This is a genomic window from Agromyces bauzanensis (assembly GCF_014645655.1).
GTDB lineage: Bacteria > Actinomycetota > Actinomycetes > Actinomycetales > Microbacteriaceae > Agromyces > Agromyces bauzanensis.
Genome location: NZ_BMMD01000008.1, coordinates 1 through 14,705 on the forward strand (window position 1 = coordinate 1; position 14,705 = coordinate 14,705).

Here is a 14,705-nt window from a genome sequence, read left to right on the forward strand (position 1 = left end):
CTCGAGCAGCGGCGGGCACACAAAGTCGAGAGGCTGATCCGGCAGGCGCAGTTCCCGATCCCGGACGCATCGGTCGCGGAAGTCGACTACCGCGAAGGGCGCGGCATCACCCCGGTCCGGATGCGCCGATACGCCGCCCACGACTGGCGCGCAGACCCCATGAACCTGCTCATCAGCTCGCCCACCGGCGGCGGGAAGACCTACCTCGCCTGCGCGCTCGGGATCAGCGCCTGCCACAACGGCCACGCCGTCACCTACGCCCGGATGGACGACCTCGCCCGCCGCCTCGTCATCGCCCGCAGCGATGGGATCGCACACCAGAAACTGCTCAACGAGCTCTCGGAAACCGATCTCCTCATCATCGACGACTTCCTCACCGTCGGCATCGACAGTGACGCCGCCAGCGACCTGTTCGCCGTCCTCGCGAACCGAGAACACCGGCTCCCGACGATGATCGCCTCCCAGACCGGGCCCGCGCACTGGGTCGCTGAACTCCCCGACCGGGTCGCCGCGGACTCCATCGTGAACCGGCTCGCGAACCACGCGAGAACGATCAACCTCGGCCAGATCGACATGCGCAGACTCCGCCACGACCACGCCCGCGTCAGCGAGGGCTACTGGGAGTAACCGGCGAACGATGGTGCCGGCTCACCAGCACCACCCCAGAGCCGGTACCATCCCCCCAGAACGCCGGTACCAGATCGCTGGACCACCAGTACCAACTCACGCTACGCGCCACTCCGCTACGCGGACATCCTTTCCCATGCGAGCGATCCGCGTCATCGCGAGCTTGCCTACACGACGATCGCGCTCCTACGTGAGTACGACGAGCTGATCGGACTCGACGAGGCTCTGAGCGATCGTGCGCTCGCTGTCGCCGAGGCCGTACTCGTGCAGCTCGGGAACTTCCCGGGTATTCGAACTCTTCAGAAGGGCGTGGGCAGTCGCTACGCGCTGCCAGTTGGGCGCGGCACCTTGCGAATCGCGAAGGAAGTGCTTCAGCAAACCAGCAGGGGCGACGCAGTGTTGACCGACACGCAGTACGTCATTGCGGAGCAGATGCGCGGCGCCGACTTCTTCAGCTTTTCGGGTCCGACCTCGCTCGGGAAGTCCTTCATCATCAAGGACGCGTTGTACGACATCGTGCGACGCGACGATCTGAATGATCACTGTGTCGTGGTCCTCGTGCCGACTAAAGCCCTCATCGGTCAAACCGCTACCGACCTTCGCGAACTCCTCGAGGAGGTTCCCGAGGTCAACGTCGCAACGTATCCCTCACTTCCACGCTTGCTGCGGCGCCGCTATCGACGCACGATCTTCGTGCTCACCCCTGAACGCCTCCTTCGCTACTTGGCCAACCCTGTCCGTGAGATCGACTACCTCGTCGTCGATGAGGCACAGAAGATCATCGCCAAGAACGATGCACGCAGCTCGCTCTATTACCACGCGATCGTCGAAGCTACTCGGCGGTTCGCGACGAAGCTCGTATTCGCTTCTCCAAGCATCGTGAACCCGGAACTGTTCCTCGAGCTCTTCGGGAAGGCAACCAACGGGGCTCTCACCGTGAAGGAGCGCACTGTCGCGCAGCAGCGGTATTTCGTTGACCTGGTGGCGCGCAAGCAGTACTACTTCTCGGGACTCGACCAAGAACCGGTGGCGATAGATGCGGCAACTGAAACCTCGGACGTCGTGGACCTTGTGCTCAGCAGGAGTGGCGACCGCAAGGGCATCATCTATGTCAACGGCTCCGAGAAGTCCGCGGCATTTGCACTCCGCCTCGCAGCGAAGCTCCCGGCGATCAGCGACCCGAAGATTGACGAATTGATCAAGCACGTGCAGGAGTACGTGCACAAGGATTACTTCCTCGCGCAGACGCTGAAGCACGGTGTGGCGTACCACCACGGCAAGATGCCTCAAGACGTTCGCGAGCGCGTCGAGCGCGCATTCTCCGATCCCAACTCGCCGGTGCGCTTTGTCGTCTGTACCTCGACTCTGCTTGAAGGTGTGAACCTGCCGGCCAAGAACATCTTCGTGTTGAGTGACAAACACGGCAACAGCTCGTTTACCAAGATCGACTTCGAGAATCTTGCGGGTCGAGCTGGGCGCCTGACCTACGACTTCTCGGGCAATGTCATCTGTGTTCGCGAGGAGTCGAAGCGCTGGTCTGCTGCGTCCCAGGCTCTCATCCCAAGGGCGGAGCCCGCTCGAGCAGAGAGCTTCCTTGTAAAGCCGGCAAACAACCGGAAGAAGGAGTACACCGACATCGCGAGGGTGCTGCGCGGTGAGGCGCTGCCAGGGCCGGTTTCGACCGACCATCAACGGAGCGTCGAGCAGTACGCATCCATCTTGACCCTCCATCAGATCGATGATCAGCAAACCCCTCTTCGCAGCCACTTCCTCGACAAGGTCAAGGACGGGCGCGATCTGCTGCGAAAAGCCGCGACGCGAGTCGAGGTGCCAGCCGATGTCCTTCGCCGATCGCCGAACATCCTGCCTGAGTACCAGGACAACGTCTGGCGTCAGCTCTCCACTGGCGTCGACGGCGCGCTCATCGCTGACGATGCCGACCTTGAGGATGTCGCGACCTTCCACGGGGCGCTTCGCAGGCTGAGCGCGCTCTACAGCTGGCGCACCACCGAATCGTCAGGTCGCGATCCACTCCTGCCGAAGAACACGACCGCGGAGGGGGCGGACCGCCGCCTCTATTACTGGGCACTGCTCATGCGAGGTTGGGTTCGCGGCGACCCGATCAGCCGTGTGATCTCGAGCGCGATCGCGTACTACGCCAACCGAGGTTCGATCTCGTACCGCGACTACTCGCGCGAGGAGAGTCTTGTGGTCGAGCCGTTCAGCTCAAGGTCGCCGAAGCACGTCAACCTCGTCATCGAGTGGACCCTCAGAGACATCGAAGGCGGTCTGCGGTTCCTCATCATCGGTTACCTGCAGAACTTCTACGACATCAGCGTCGCTGCGGTTGGCCGCGAGAAGTCCGGGTTGAATGTCGCTACGCTCGTCGAGTACGGCACTGCCGACCCCCGCGCAATCCAGCTACAAGAGGTGGGATTCAGCCGCGCGATCGCTACCGAGTTGCTCGCCGAGCACGGATCTGGGCTCAGGTTCAGCACGAGCGGAGAGCTCGAGGACATCGACGAGCAGGCGATCCTCGCCTCGCCAAAGCTCTCGGATGAGGCACGTGAGGAAGTATCGAGCATCCTTCAGAAGGTGCTGCCGACGAACGCGTCACCAGCATCTCGCTGATCTCCCATGAGCGCCCGCCAATATCGGCGAGGGCTATCTTGAGCGAATTCGACCACTACGTTTTGTTCACCCACACACCCGGCAAGTACATGGGCATCCGTCGTCTCGGAGACGTTTGTCCCAACAGATGTGATCGACGAGGTGATCGCGGACGCACTCAACTTCATGGAGATGCTCTCGGCGCTCGAGAACGCCTTAGCCCTCTGCATACAACCCGACCAGTCAACGCCCCGGGACGCTCCGGCGCGGCTCACAGCGAGCCGGACAAGGATGGTTAGAAGTCACCGCGACACGCCGAGAGTAAAACTGACCGCGCTACCTACTGAGTCTCGTGTACCTTGGTCACATGACTGCAGAAGACGACGCACTCTCGAGCCTCCAGGCTTCGGGCCTGCTCAATGTCCTGACCTGGGCGGCGCCCGCGGCATTCGCAGCGACGGATCAGCTGTACGACGAGGACCAGGGCCACGATCAGGGTGTCGTCGGGTACCTGAACTTCAAGCACCTCAAGGACCTCATCGACCGGGCGACCTCGAACGGTCGGTTCGTGCTGGGTCAGGACGTCGACGGCACTGGCGATGATGTCGTCAAGCGCGGCGTCACGCCTGAAGTGTTCAACGCGATGCCGAGTCTCGCTGCCGATGCGATTTTCCGCAGCGACTACAAGCAATCTCCAGGCTGGGCTATCGAGGGCTTCCGGGTGCTGCTGCAGTCGTTCCCGTTCGGCAAGATCGACGACATCAAGTGGGTGCAGCGCAGCGACGCGAAGCGCCGGGTCGCATCTCAGCTGTTCGTCCGCGACTACGCGCTCTTTGACGACGAGGAGTTCGGGCTCGAGTCGATAGCGGGCATCCCTGATGACGATGACTTCGCCGGAGTGACTCTGGTCGTGGCGCATGCCTTCAACCCGACGACGAAGCAGTTCGAGCTGTACATCGGGCAGAGCAAGAATCCCGAGTACCCGGGGGACTCGTGCTGGCACTGGCGGCGACTCCTCCTTTCGGATGGCACGCCGCTCGGCGTTGCGGGCATATCTGTCCCGCCGACTATGCCCGGCGATGGCGTCACGACCGATGTCGAGGATGTGCCGGTGCGCATCAAGAAGCCGCGCACGGACGAGGGGTTGGGCTCGGCGAATGGCTGAACTGCGTCGGCCGTCGCAGACGCTCGCCGCCGCAGCTTCGTTCTTCAACGGTGAGCGCCTCACCATGGCGCGCCAGCTCAAGGGGCTAAAAAAGTCCCACCTTGCATCGCTGATCGAGATGTCACCAGCTTCGGTGACCGCGTGGGAGAGCGGCGCCAAGCAACCCAACCGAGCGACGGTAGCGAAGCTCGCGTTGGCGCTTCGCGTCGAGCCGCAGTTCTTTGGTGGCGGTGCTCCGCCAAAGGTCAACAAGCCGCACTTCCGGTCGCTGCGCTCAACACCACAGATCGCCCAGGACGAGGCAGAGGCATACGGCCGGTTTGTCGCTGAGATCGCGGGCATGCTGGAGAACGCGGTCGAGTTCCCGGAGGCGCTGCTGCCCGACCTTCCAGTCGATCCTGATGAGCGCTCGATGACTCCTGAGGAGGCCGCTCGCGAAGCCCGGGAGTTTTTTCGCGTTCCGCCGGGGCCGGTCCAGCACGTGATACGCCTCGTCGAGCGCAGGGGTGTCGTCGTGGTGTTCAGCGAGCCCGGTGTGGCGGCGATCGACGCTTACTCTCTGCAGTCCTCGACGAGGCCGATCATCATCCTCAACCCGGTGAAGGATGACTATTATCGGCAGCGGTTCGATGTCGCGCACGAGCTCGGACACCTGATCATGCATCACGACGCGGAGCCCGGCGGCAAGGTCGCGGAGGAGCAGGCCAACCGGTTCGCGTCGGAGTTCCTGATGCCGGCCGAAGAGATCGCGCCTTTCCTTCCCGCCTCCACCGCAGGCAAGGCGTGGGCGCAGCTTGCGGACCTCAAGGAGCACTGGGGTGTGAGCCTCGCAGCACTTCTCTACCGTGCGCGCGCGCTCGGCGTCATGGGTGACGTGTCCTATCGGAACGCGATGATCCGAATGTCTCAGAACGGGTGGCGCCGCGCTGAGCCTGGGAGGATCTCGTCGCTCGAGATGCCGTCATTGCTTCCGCGCGCGCGTGAGGTACTGAGTGAGGCAGGCGTCGACGAGGAGACGTTCCTCGCCGGCTCCGGCCTACCCGTCGGGCTCTACGAGATTGCCGCATCACGGGTGCCCACTGCCGGAGTGCAGCTGTGAGGTTCACGGAGGCGTTCAATATCGAACGCGCCGCCGCCGACGACTGGTTCGATCCGCACCTGACGGTCGACACCAAGCTGTTCATCGACCCGCTCCTTCTACTCGAAGCGGGCGGCGCCTGGGCTCAGGCACACCACGAGCTAGTCGCGCATTTCGTGCACTGCTACGGCCTCGTCGCGAAGGCAACAAGCTCGACCTCGGTGTCTGCGCAGGCCGCGCGTCGACTTCTGACATTTCCGGAGCCGTTCGAGCTGGGACTTGGCTACACCGCTGTCGGGACGCGCGGGTCGGGGGCCGGCGACCGCTTCGCCGCGCGGATGGCCGACGGTATCGCGGTCGCGATCGCGGCCGGGCTGACCCAGCCGGAGCACATCGAGGAGATCGGCATCCTGAACGAAGGCATCGGTGCCGACCGGATCTCGGACGCGACCGCGAACGTCATCAAGGCACAGCTCATTTCTTACACGCAGGAAGTTGCCAGGCGGCACAGCGTGCCGTTGGCGCCGCACAAAGTTCGTCACGCGCGTGTCTCGCTCGACGCTGCGAGGTGGCACGACGACGAGGTTGAGCTCCCGACGAACCCAGTCACGGGGCGTCCCATCATCTTGGTGCCGGAATTCATTCTCGGTGGGCTTCCAACACTCAACGCCGACGACTGGTTCGACTCGCACTTCAACGACGACATCCGTCTCTCGCTCAACCTCAAGGTCGGACAAGCGGTGTCTAAAGCGAGCATCGTCTCGTTCGCGCGCCAGCACCCCGAGCGGGTTCGCGAGTGGGCGCGTGCTCAAACGAGCCGCAAGGATCTCATGGGCTACGACTTCGGCGCGGACCCGCTCGGGGTCGTCCAGTGGGATCGTGAGCCCGCACGCTTCGCGGTAGCGCACCCGTTACCGACGCGTGTTGTAGCAACCACTGAGGACCTGGTCGGACTCGTCGCGGAGGTCGTCGATCGCTTCCGACACTTCGTAGAGGAGCAGCGTGGCTGGAGTCTGCTCTGGAACGACGACCGAACGGAGAAGCCCGAGGAAGCCATCCAGCTCCTCCTGCTGGGGCTCGCGCAGCCGTACCTTCGACAGTTCGACGTCGAGCTTGACCGCGAAGTGGAGCTCGGTCGCGGATCCGTCGACTTCAAGGCATCCTCCGGGACGTCCTCGCGGCTGCTCATCGAAGTCAAGAAGCTCCACAACGGCAAGTTCTGGAACGGCGTGCGCCACCAGCTCCTGAGCTACTTGAAGTCTGACCGAGCCACCGAAGGCTGGTTCATCGCTGTGCAGTACCGCAGCAACCGCGGTGCGGTCGCGCGGCTGAAGTCCCTTCCGGCGGAGGTAGCGGCGGTGGCGAGCACGGTGGGGGCAGCGTTGCACTACTCGACGGTGGACGCCCGTCGTCCCTTGTCGGCCTCGAAGATCGAGGACGATAAGTCGACGAAGACGACGGACACGGGAGATCGACCATGAGCAGCCTGAGCGTGGCTGACAAGGTGTTGCTCGAAGCGGTACTCGGCATGTCTGGCGGCTACGTGCTCGACTTCAGCAACGACTCGTTCGCCGAGTTCTTCCACGATCTGAACATCGACGTCTACGACACCGAGCGGTATCCGGGGTTTGGCGATTCGAAGGCCAATCGCCTTCGCGCACTGTGGCGAGGCGGCACCGATGAGGAAGTAGCGACCTCGCTGCGCGCGCTCATCGACTACATCGAGGCGAAGCGGCTGACCGGGTTCCTGAGTTACGAGGTCAACGACGCAAGCATGGAGCGAGTGCGCGCTGTGGCCGAACGCCTGGCGGGCGCGCACCAAGTAGACGACCAGGTGCCCACGGCGGTGAGCTTCACGACAGAAGCGACCGTCACAGAAAACAAGATCCAGATCGAGATCCACGAGGACATCTACGCCCACATCAAGCGTTACCTTGCGACCGAGGACTACTTCCACGCTGTCGAGGAGTCATACAAAGTGGTGCGAGAAGCGCTCCGCGAGAAGACCGGCAGCGAGAAGGCCACGGACGCATTCAAGCCCGAGAATCAGCCGGCCATCTTCGGGCACGCGCCGGCGAGTCTCGCTGAAAAGGACTTCTTCGAGGGCGTGAAGTACCTGAACATGGCCATCCAGTTCCTTCGCAACGAAAAGTCGCACACGCTGGCGACGTCGCTCGAGCGCAATCTCGCGCTTCACTACATCTCGCTTGCGAGTCTTGCCTACGACCTGATCACCCGGTACGTCAGCGATGAGCTGATCGAGAAGGTCGAGGACCTCATCACCAAGGAACGACAGTCGTACTCCGCTACGCGTTTCTACCGCGTGTTCGATGGCGGGCGGTGGATTGCCAGCGTGACGCTTCCCGACGAACTCTCCTCGCCGTCAGTGCGACGAGTCCTCAAGGAGAAGTGGCTCAAGGAGGCCGACTTCACGCGGAGCTTTGACCAGAGCAACATTGTGCTGATGCGACTCGAACTTGTGGCGGACGCGCTGAGCATGGCCGATATCGATACGTTGCTCGACCTGCCTACCGTCGACAGCAATGGGTACAGCCAAGAGGCGGGCACGGTCTCCTTCCTCGAGTACATGAAGGACAAGTACCCGGAAACGATCTCTCCCAAGGCCGAGGAGCGGATCGCAGCCGACCAATAACGCGCTGCGTCAGTGCCAGACGCCGTGGTCGATCCTGCCGACAACCCCAAGAAGAAGTGTCGATTCGCTGTCTAGGACTTCTTGCGCGGTGCTTTCGCGCGCATCTCAATGCCGAGGCGTTGCATTGCTCGCATGACTGCGCCGTGAGATAGGTCGTACTTCTTCTCCAACTCTCGAATCGTAAGGCCGGCTATATAGTCGTCTGCCATGCGAAGGGACTCGGCGTCGGTCACGCGACGCTTCGTCACGACGACCTGGTTTTTGCGCAGAAGGTTGACCACGGCAGACACGGCGACGCCGTGCTTCGTCGCGATGCTGCGGGCACTCTCGCCGGCTTGATATGCCTGGACGATCTGTTCGACCTTCTGAGGCCCCAGTCGCTTGGATAGTGCGTGTGGTTGGTAGCTCGAACCTTTCGGCGGCTCGGCTTCCGCCGGAACCCCGCTTGCGAGTTCTCGCAGCTGATCTGGGGTAAAACCGGTTATGCCATGGTTTGAACAGATGTCAATAAGGTCAGCAAGTGTGACACCCTGAAACCCCCGGATTGTCGGGGGTTTCATGCATCTGGAGCCCTGCGGGAAGCAGAGGCTCCCGGTGGCTCTCCAAGCCCAAAGTCCCGTTTTCAGTCCCGTAAACCCCCTCCGGCGGGGCTTGCCCCAGAGGGTGCCCGTACCGCCACGGCTGAGCCCGTGCTGGCGGCAGCGACACCGTGCAGCCGTGTCGTACCTGTTGGGTATGAGCGACGGCACCACGGAACTCCTCACCGAGATCCTGACCCCCGAGCAGGTCGCCGCCATGCTCCAGGTGTCGCCGCGCACGGTGGAGGAATGGCGACGCAGCCGCACCGGCCCGCCGTGGCGTCGGATGGGTCGGCACGTCCGCTACCTGCGCCGCGAGGTGCTGGTCTGGTTCGAGGACCTCGACAGCGATGACTAGGCCGAAGCTGCGCGCCGGACAACTCGGCGCGATTCAGACCATCGAACTGCCCAGCGGCCGGTTCCAGGCCCGCGCACTCCTGGCCGACGAACTCGGCAAGACGCAGCGGGTGAAGGCCAGCGGCGAGACCGAGGACGAGGCCACGGCTGCGTTGCGCGCGAAGGCGGAGGCGATCCGCACCGCGACGGGCGGGCCGACGATCAGCCCGGACTCGACCATCGCCCAGGCGTGCATCGTGTTCCTGCACGACAAGACGCACTCCGGCACCGTCGAGGACTCCACGCTCGACGTCTACGAGGCGACCATCCGCAACGTCATCGTGCCGACCTGCGGAGAGTTGATGCTGCGCGACTTCACCGTGCGGCGCTGCAACCGCATCCTCGCGGACATCCTGGAAAGCCGCTCCCTGTCGGCTGCGCGCAAGGCGCGGTCGGTGCTGTCGCAGGTGTGCCTGACGGGCATCGAGTACGACGTGCTCGTCTCGAATCCGGTGCGGGACGCTCGGCGGCTGCCTCTACCCGAGAAGAAGACCTCGGTGCTCACCCCGGAGCAGCTCCTCGTCGTGCAGCGCCTCATCCACGCCTGGCGGCTCGAAGACAGGCGCGGGCCGCGGCCCAACGTCACGGCGCTGGAGAACGGGATGTGGATCATGGTCGGCACCAGCCAGCGCATCGGCGAAGTGCTCGCGCTGCGCCGCTGCGACGTGGACATCACCGCGAACCCGCCGACGGCACTCGTGGACTCGACGATCCAGTACAGCAAAATGGGGGGCAGCAAGCGCAAGCCCGCCCCCAAGCGCACGAGGCAGAAGCGCCGCATCGCCCTGCCGAGCTTCGCCGCCGCCGCGATTCGCAGCCAGCTCGCTCATGCCGGCACCGAGGCGGAGGCATCCCTGTTCGCCACGAAGACCGGCAAGCCGATGACCGTCAGCAACTTCGAGCGGCTGCTGCGCACCTTCGTGGACGACAACGAGCAGGCGTTGCGCGCAGCGGGGATCGACACGGACGAGTTCTCGACGCACATCTTCCGCCGCACCGCCTCGACCATCTTGGAAGCCGCCGCGGGCATCACCATCGCCTCCCGGCTGCTCGGCCACGCCAGCGAGCAGGTCACCCGCAACAGCTACGTCGTCACCGCCGAGATGGTCGACCCCATCACGGCCGACATCATTGGATGACGCCTTCGCAGGCCTGTTCTGGAGGAAGTGGAGGCGATACGCTATGAACACTTGTATTGTCCAGACTGTGCATTTGGCGGTACGATGGAGTCATGACGATGACGAGCTTGACGATCAACCCGGAGGACGTGCGTGCCAGCGCCGGGGCGCGCCCGGCGTGGCTGGAGCAGGTGGCCGCGTATGTGCAGCGGGCCGCGGCCGACGGGGAGGCGGTGACCCTCACGGCGAAGCGTCGCATGATGACGCCCGAGCAGGTCGCCGATGCGATGGGCGTATCGCGCCCGACTATCTCGCGGAAGATCAAGGCCGGGGAGATTCGCGCGGTCAAGGTCGGCAACCGCAACCGCATTCCCTACGAGGAGTTCGAGCGGTACTGGCGCAAGACGATGGGCGACCTGGTGGAGCTGACGCGCGATGAGCTCCGCGACGACCTTTTCGGCGAGCAGTGAGGTGACGCGCGTCTTCCTGGACGCGAACATCATCGCCAAGCCCGTCACCCGCACCCTCCTGGTCGTCGGGGGAGTGCCGAGCGGGTTCCGTGCGTTGTGGAGTCAGGCTGCGGAGCAGGAAGCCACGGTTCATATGCGCCCGAGGGCGCTGCCGCCGTCGACTGTCCGGGAGCGCTTCGGCGTGCTGCTCGCGCCATCGGGCCAGGGTGAGGAACGCTTTGGCGGAACGAAGGGCGCGGATCGGCAGATCCTCGCGGACGCCGCAGCCGCGGGCGCGCACTTCCTCATCACCGAGGACGTGGACGACTCCGGACTGGACGACCTCGCCAGCGTCGGCATCTCGGCGGTGAACCCGGACCTGTTCCTTGCCGAGCGACTCACGCGCGATGCTTATTCGACGGTGATCGACCTGTTCGTCGAGCGTCAGCTCAACCCGCCGACCACGCCCGCGCAGTTCCATGCCGCCATCGCCAAGCAGCACCCGCGCCTGTTCGCCGCGCACGCCGATCTCTACGGCATACCGCCCGAGCGGGGTGCGCATTCCGAGCCCGCGGTCATCTTCCGCGGCACGTGCTGCCTGCGCTGCGAGCGGATCGTCGCCGACCCGACTGCGATCATCGACGGGCTCGGCCCGGAGTGCCGCTGAGCTACAGCCTCGGCGCGTTGCTCGGCGGCGTGTGCGCGGGCGTTTCGGGGATGAACGGAGCTGTGGGCGCTCGCCCCGCGGTCTCCCGCGATCCCAGGTGGGGCTCGTAGGCGCGCACGGCGTCGATGGTCAGCTCGACCCGCTCTGACTCGGGCGCGGCGGGCTCGGGGCGGGGTTCGTCCTGCATCGCGGTGAGCTGGGATTCGACGCGGGCGAGGTCTTCCTCTGCGTCGGCGAGTGCCTGGGCGTGGCGGAAGGGCTGGCCGAGGCGCTGCTGGGTGTCGGTGACAGTCTGCTCGGCTTCCTCGAGGTCGGCGCGGGCCTGGTGGAGGAGCGACGGGATACCCGAGACGCGGTTCTCGATGCGCTGGACGAGCCCGAGCCCGGCTTCCAGGAATGACTCCTTGGGCATCGTGAACCCTGAGCGGGGCACCTCTGGGAGCGAGACGGTCACGTCGAGGGAGGTGAGCCCGGAGCGGGCTTCGATGTGGATGTCGAAGCCGGAGATGCGGCCGATGATCCCGAAGTCCTTGTTCCCGGACTGCCAACGCGCCGGACCAACCTAACCAAGTACTACTAGGCGGGTTCAGCGCCGGCTCGGCGGCCGTGTAGCCCTCGTCGGGCGAGCCGACGAGGGCCATCATGACACGGCTCGGCATGCGGGCCATGCCCGCCGCGGTGAGCATCGCGGCGGCCTGCTCGGCGGCCTCGGCTCCCGGGTACGTGTCGCTCACGGCACTACCCCTCTGGTGCGAGCTCGCGACGCCGCATGAGGACGAGGGATGCCGCGCCGCCTGCCGCGACGGCTAGCACGAGCCACCACAGCCCCCGGAGATCGACGCCGTCACCGTCGATCTGCGGCGTGACGGCGAACGGCGAGAGGTTGACGAGCGCGTCGGGGAAGTCGAACAGCGGCCCGAACAGGCCGAGCACGATCGCGACCGAGACGAGCGTCCAGCCGAGCGGGATCGTCAGATGCGGCGCGACGGCGAACACGAGCGCCGTCAGGACGAGGAACACGGAGGCCGCGACCACCTGGCCTGCCGCCGCGACGACGGCGGCGCGGAGCAGCTCCGGCCCGGCGTCGTCGCCGGTCGCGCCGAGGGCTGCGCCGCCGACAGCGGCCGCGCACGTCAGGAGGATCGCGATGAACCCGACGACGAGGAAGTTGGCGAGCCAGCGCACGCGCTGGACGGGTGTCGCGAGGACCGCTTCCGCCGTGCCGTGCGCCTCCTCCTGACGGGCCCGGGCGACCGTCTGGACGGCGGCGCACGCCGCGAACAGGCCCACCATCGTGAAGAACACGACGACGACGGCCTGCTCCAGGTCGCCCGAGGCGGCGAGCGACCTCAGCACGTCGGCGATCGTGGGGTTCTCGCCCGCGACCTGGTCGAGGACTTTGCCGAGAGTTGTGGAGAGGGCGCCCGTCAGCAGGCCGCCCACCATCCAGCCGACCGTCGAGGGCGCCGACAGGCGTGAGACCAGAACGGTCGTCGACGAGAGGGCGCCTCTTGCCGCCGCGCGTCCGGCCCGCTCGGGGACGATGCCGCCGCCGACGTCGCGCACCGCCTGCAGCGCGAACGCGGCGGCCATCAGCACGACGAAGGCGGCGAGGCACGGCAGCAGCGGCCACCACTGGTTCTCGTCGAAGGCGCGCGTGTTCTCGCCCCAGCCGAAGGGCGACGCCCACGTGAGCCACGAGCTCTCCATGCGGGTGAGGTCGTCGCTCGGCGTGCCCATGGCGTTCCCGATCCCGCGCAGCACGAACGTCGCGATCAGGATCCACACGGCGAGCGAATTCGCGCCTCGAGACGTGCGCATGAGCTGTGCCGACAGCATCCCGACCGCGAGGAAGACGAGCGTCACGGCTGCGACCGAGGCGCCCACGAGCAGCGCGCCCTCCGTCGCGGCCCCGCCCGCGAGGAAGGAGGCGGCGACCAGGATGCCGAGCGCGAGTGCGGCGAGCGTCCCGTGCACCAGGGTCGCGACTGTGGGCGCCCACCGGCCCGCGGGCGTCGCGTCGACCAGCTCGAGGCGCCCGATCTCCTCGTCGCCTCGCGTGTGGCGAACGGCGAGGAACGTGCTCATGAACGAGCCCATGACCGCGAGCCAGGGTAACAGGAGGAAGACGAGGAGCGCCGACTCGTCCGCACCCGACGGAAGCCCGCGGAACAGGAGGATGACGGGATTGGCCATGACGGCGGCGAGGGTGCCGATGCGGTCCTGTTCCGTGCCGTAGGTGTCGGCGACGCCCCCGTAGCCCGCGAACGCGAGGCCGACCGTCCCGGCGATCCACAGCGTCAGCTGCAGCCAGTCCCGGCGCAGCCGCTGTGCGAGGAGCACTCTGAGCTGGGTCATCGTCCGTTTCCTTCGAGGGCCGCGAGGTCGTCGCCGTAATGGCGAAGGAACAGCTCTTCGAGCGAGGGCGGGTTGACGCGCAGGCCCACGACCTGCAGGAGGGCGAGCTCGGGGAGGGCGGCGGCGACCTGGTCGCTGTCGAGCGTGAAGCTCACGCGCCCGTCCTCGGCCACGACGTCGTGGGCGCCCGCGATCACCGCGGCGGCGGAGGCATCCGTGCCCTCGAACGACACCTCCGTGCGCGTGAGGTGACGGAGGTCGGCGAGCGTGCCCGATTCGACGATCCGGCCCGCGCGGATGATCGACACCCGATCGCACAGCCGCTCGACCTCGGAGAGGATGTGGCTCGACAGGAGCACGGTCGCGCCGGCGGCCTTCACGCGCGCGATCTCGCGGCGGAACATGACCTCCATGAGCGGGTCGAGGCCGCTCGTGGGCTCGTCGAAGAGGTAGAGCTCGGCGGGCACCGCGAGCGCAGCGATGAGCGCGACCTTCTGGCGGTTGCCCTTCGAGTAGGCGCGGCCCTTCTTGCGCGGGTCGAACTGGAACGCCTCCATGAGCCGCTCCTTCTCGGCGGTGTATCCCCGGTCGTGGCGCTTCGCGCCGCGCAGGCGCGCGAGCAGGTCGATCGCCTCGCCGCCCGAGAGGTTGGGCCAGATACTCACGTCGCCGGGGATGTACGCCACGCGGCGGTGGATCGCGACGGCGTCGCGCCAGGGGTCGGCGCCGAAGACCGTGGCTTCACCGGACGTCGCTCGCGCTAGGCCGAGGAGCACCCGGATGGTGGTGGTTTTGCCGGCGCCGTTCGGGCCCAGGAAGCCGTGGATCTGCCCGGCCTCGACGTCGAGGTCGAGGCCGTCCAGGGCACGGACCTTTCCGTAGCGCTTGACGAGACCCTGGGTGTGGATGACTGCAGCCATGCGTGTGAGCGTACGCAGGTTCCACGAGTTTCTGAGTATTCCGCACGCCTTCCTCACGGTCCCGAGCGGTGCGCGTGCGGCATCTC

The 14,705-nt window shown here is 65.7% G+C and carries 14 protein-coding genes; 10 read left to right on the plus strand and 4 right to left on the minus strand.

Translation table 11 applies throughout. From position 1 onward, the window contains the following. From IEX31_RS08270 to IEX31_RS08295, 6 genes are all read left to right on the plus strand, one after another. The coding region (locus IEX31_RS08270) for an ATP-binding protein (protein ID WP_188742965.1) at positions 1-627 on the plus strand (627 nt) is incomplete at its 5' end. A gap of 264 nt (positions 628-891) precedes the next feature. Next, the gene (locus IEX31_RS08275; protein ID WP_188742966.1) at positions 892-3,258 is read left to right on the plus strand and encodes a DEAD/DEAH box helicase; all 2,367 of its coding nucleotides are present in this window, start codon (positions 892-894) and stop codon (positions 3,256-3,258) included. 346 nt (positions 3,259-3,604) lie between these two features. Then, positions 3,605-4,402 (plus strand): hypothetical protein, encoded by a 798-nt coding sequence (locus tag IEX31_RS08280; protein ID WP_188742967.1) that lies wholly within the window; start codon positions 3,605-3,607, stop codon positions 4,400-4,402. After that, complete coding sequence (locus tag IEX31_RS08285; RefSeq protein ID WP_188742968.1) at positions 4,395-5,501, plus strand: XRE family transcriptional regulator; 1,107 nt, start codon at positions 4,395-4,397, stop codon at positions 5,499-5,501. Before IEX31_RS08280 ends, IEX31_RS08285 begins: the two co-directional genes overlap by 8 nt. Further along, positions 5,498-6,961 (plus strand): DUF8370 family protein, encoded by a 1,464-nt coding sequence (locus tag IEX31_RS08290; protein WP_188742969.1) that lies wholly within the window; start codon positions 5,498-5,500, stop codon positions 6,959-6,961. Before IEX31_RS08285 ends, IEX31_RS08290 begins: the two co-directional genes overlap by 4 nt. An 11-nt stretch (positions 6,962-6,972) precedes the next feature. Continuing rightward, positions 6,973-8,133 (plus strand): TIGR02391 family protein, encoded by a 1,161-nt coding sequence (locus IEX31_RS08295; RefSeq protein WP_188742970.1) that lies wholly within the window; start codon positions 6,973-6,975, stop codon positions 8,131-8,133. Between the two features lie 71 nt (positions 8,134-8,204). On the opposite strand, the gene IEX31_RS08300 is transcribed toward IEX31_RS08295, so the two are convergent. Further along, positions 8,205-8,693 (minus strand): helix-turn-helix domain-containing protein, encoded by a 489-nt coding sequence (locus IEX31_RS08300; RefSeq protein WP_188742971.1) that lies wholly within the window; start codon positions 8,691-8,693, stop codon positions 8,205-8,207. A gap of 175 nt (positions 8,694-8,868) precedes the next feature. Here IEX31_RS08300 and IEX31_RS08305 point away from each other — a divergent pair, with 175 nt between their 5' ends. The 4 genes from IEX31_RS08305 (at position 8,869) to IEX31_RS08320 (ending at position 11,341) form a co-directional block, all read left to right on the plus strand. After that, a complete protein-coding gene (locus IEX31_RS08305; RefSeq protein ID WP_188742972.1) occupies positions 8,869-9,069 on the plus strand; it encodes a helix-turn-helix domain-containing protein in 201 nt (66 codons plus the stop codon). Further along, on the plus strand, positions 9,062-10,246 hold the full coding sequence (locus tag IEX31_RS08310; protein WP_188742973.1) for a tyrosine-type recombinase/integrase: 1,185 nt from the start codon (positions 9,062-9,064) through the stop codon (positions 10,244-10,246). Before IEX31_RS08305 ends, IEX31_RS08310 begins: the two co-directional genes overlap by 8 nt. Positions 10,247-10,338: 92 nt before the next feature. Continuing rightward, positions 10,339-10,695, plus strand: coding sequence for a helix-turn-helix domain-containing protein (locus IEX31_RS08315; RefSeq protein WP_188742974.1), 357 nt, complete (start codon positions 10,339-10,341; stop codon positions 10,693-10,695). Next, positions 10,661-11,341: a hypothetical protein gene (locus IEX31_RS08320; protein WP_188742975.1), complete on the plus strand. Its 681-nt coding sequence runs from the start codon at positions 10,661-10,663 to the stop codon at positions 11,339-11,341. The genes IEX31_RS08315 and IEX31_RS08320 overlap by 35 nt, the downstream gene beginning before the upstream one ends. Position 11,342: 1 nt before the next feature. Here the strand turns inward: IEX31_RS08320 and IEX31_RS08325 are convergent, their stop codons facing one another. The 3 genes from IEX31_RS08325 to IEX31_RS08335 form a co-directional block, all read right to left on the minus strand. After that, on the minus strand, positions 11,343-11,753 hold the full coding sequence (locus tag IEX31_RS08325; RefSeq protein WP_188742976.1) for a hypothetical protein: 411 nt from the start codon (positions 11,751-11,753) through the stop codon (positions 11,343-11,345). Positions 11,754-12,079: 326 nt separating this feature from the next. After that, entirely contained in the window at positions 12,080-13,699 is a 1,620-nt protein-coding gene (locus tag IEX31_RS08330; RefSeq protein ID WP_188742977.1) for an ABC transporter permease, read from the minus strand. Continuing rightward, entirely contained in the window at positions 13,696-14,619 is a 924-nt protein-coding gene (locus tag IEX31_RS08335) for an ABC transporter ATP-binding protein (RefSeq protein WP_188742978.1), read from the minus strand. The genes IEX31_RS08330 and IEX31_RS08335 overlap by 4 nt, the downstream gene beginning before the upstream one ends. Between the last annotated feature and the right edge of the window lie 86 nt (positions 14,620-14,705).

Excerpts from the sequence above, each read along its gene's own strand:
- IEX31_RS08300 (WP_188742971.1), bottom strand. The coding sequence starts at position 8,693 with ATGAAACCCCCGACAATCCGGGGGTTTCAGGGTGTCACACTTGCTGAC.
- IEX31_RS08280 (WP_188742967.1), top strand. The coding sequence starts at position 3,605 with ATGACTGCAGAAGACGACGCACTCTCGAGCCTCCAGGCTTCGGGCCTG.
- IEX31_RS08330 (WP_188742977.1), bottom strand. The coding sequence starts at position 13,699 with ATGACCCAGCTCAGAGTGCTCCTCGCACAGCGGCTGCGCCGGGACTGG.
- IEX31_RS08320 (WP_188742975.1), top strand. The coding sequence starts at position 10,661 with ATGAGCTCCGCGACGACCTTTTCGGCGAGCAGTGAGGTGACGCGCGTC.
- IEX31_RS08335 (WP_188742978.1), bottom strand. The coding sequence starts at position 14,619 with ATGGCTGCAGTCATCCACACCCAGGGTCTCGTCAAGCGCTACGGAAAG.
- IEX31_RS08285 (WP_188742968.1), top strand. The coding sequence starts at position 4,395 with ATGGCTGAACTGCGTCGGCCGTCGCAGACGCTCGCCGCCGCAGCTTCG.
- IEX31_RS08310 (WP_188742973.1), top strand. The coding sequence starts at position 9,062 with ATGACTAGGCCGAAGCTGCGCGCCGGACAACTCGGCGCGATTCAGACC.
- IEX31_RS08305 (WP_188742972.1), top strand. The coding sequence starts at position 8,869 with ATGAGCGACGGCACCACGGAACTCCTCACCGAGATCCTGACCCCCGAG.
- IEX31_RS08325 (WP_188742976.1), bottom strand. The coding sequence starts at position 11,753 with ATGCCCAAGGAGTCATTCCTGGAAGCCGGGCTCGGGCTCGTCCAGCGC.
- IEX31_RS08315 (WP_188742974.1), top strand. The coding sequence starts at position 10,339 with ATGACGATGACGAGCTTGACGATCAACCCGGAGGACGTGCGTGCCAGC.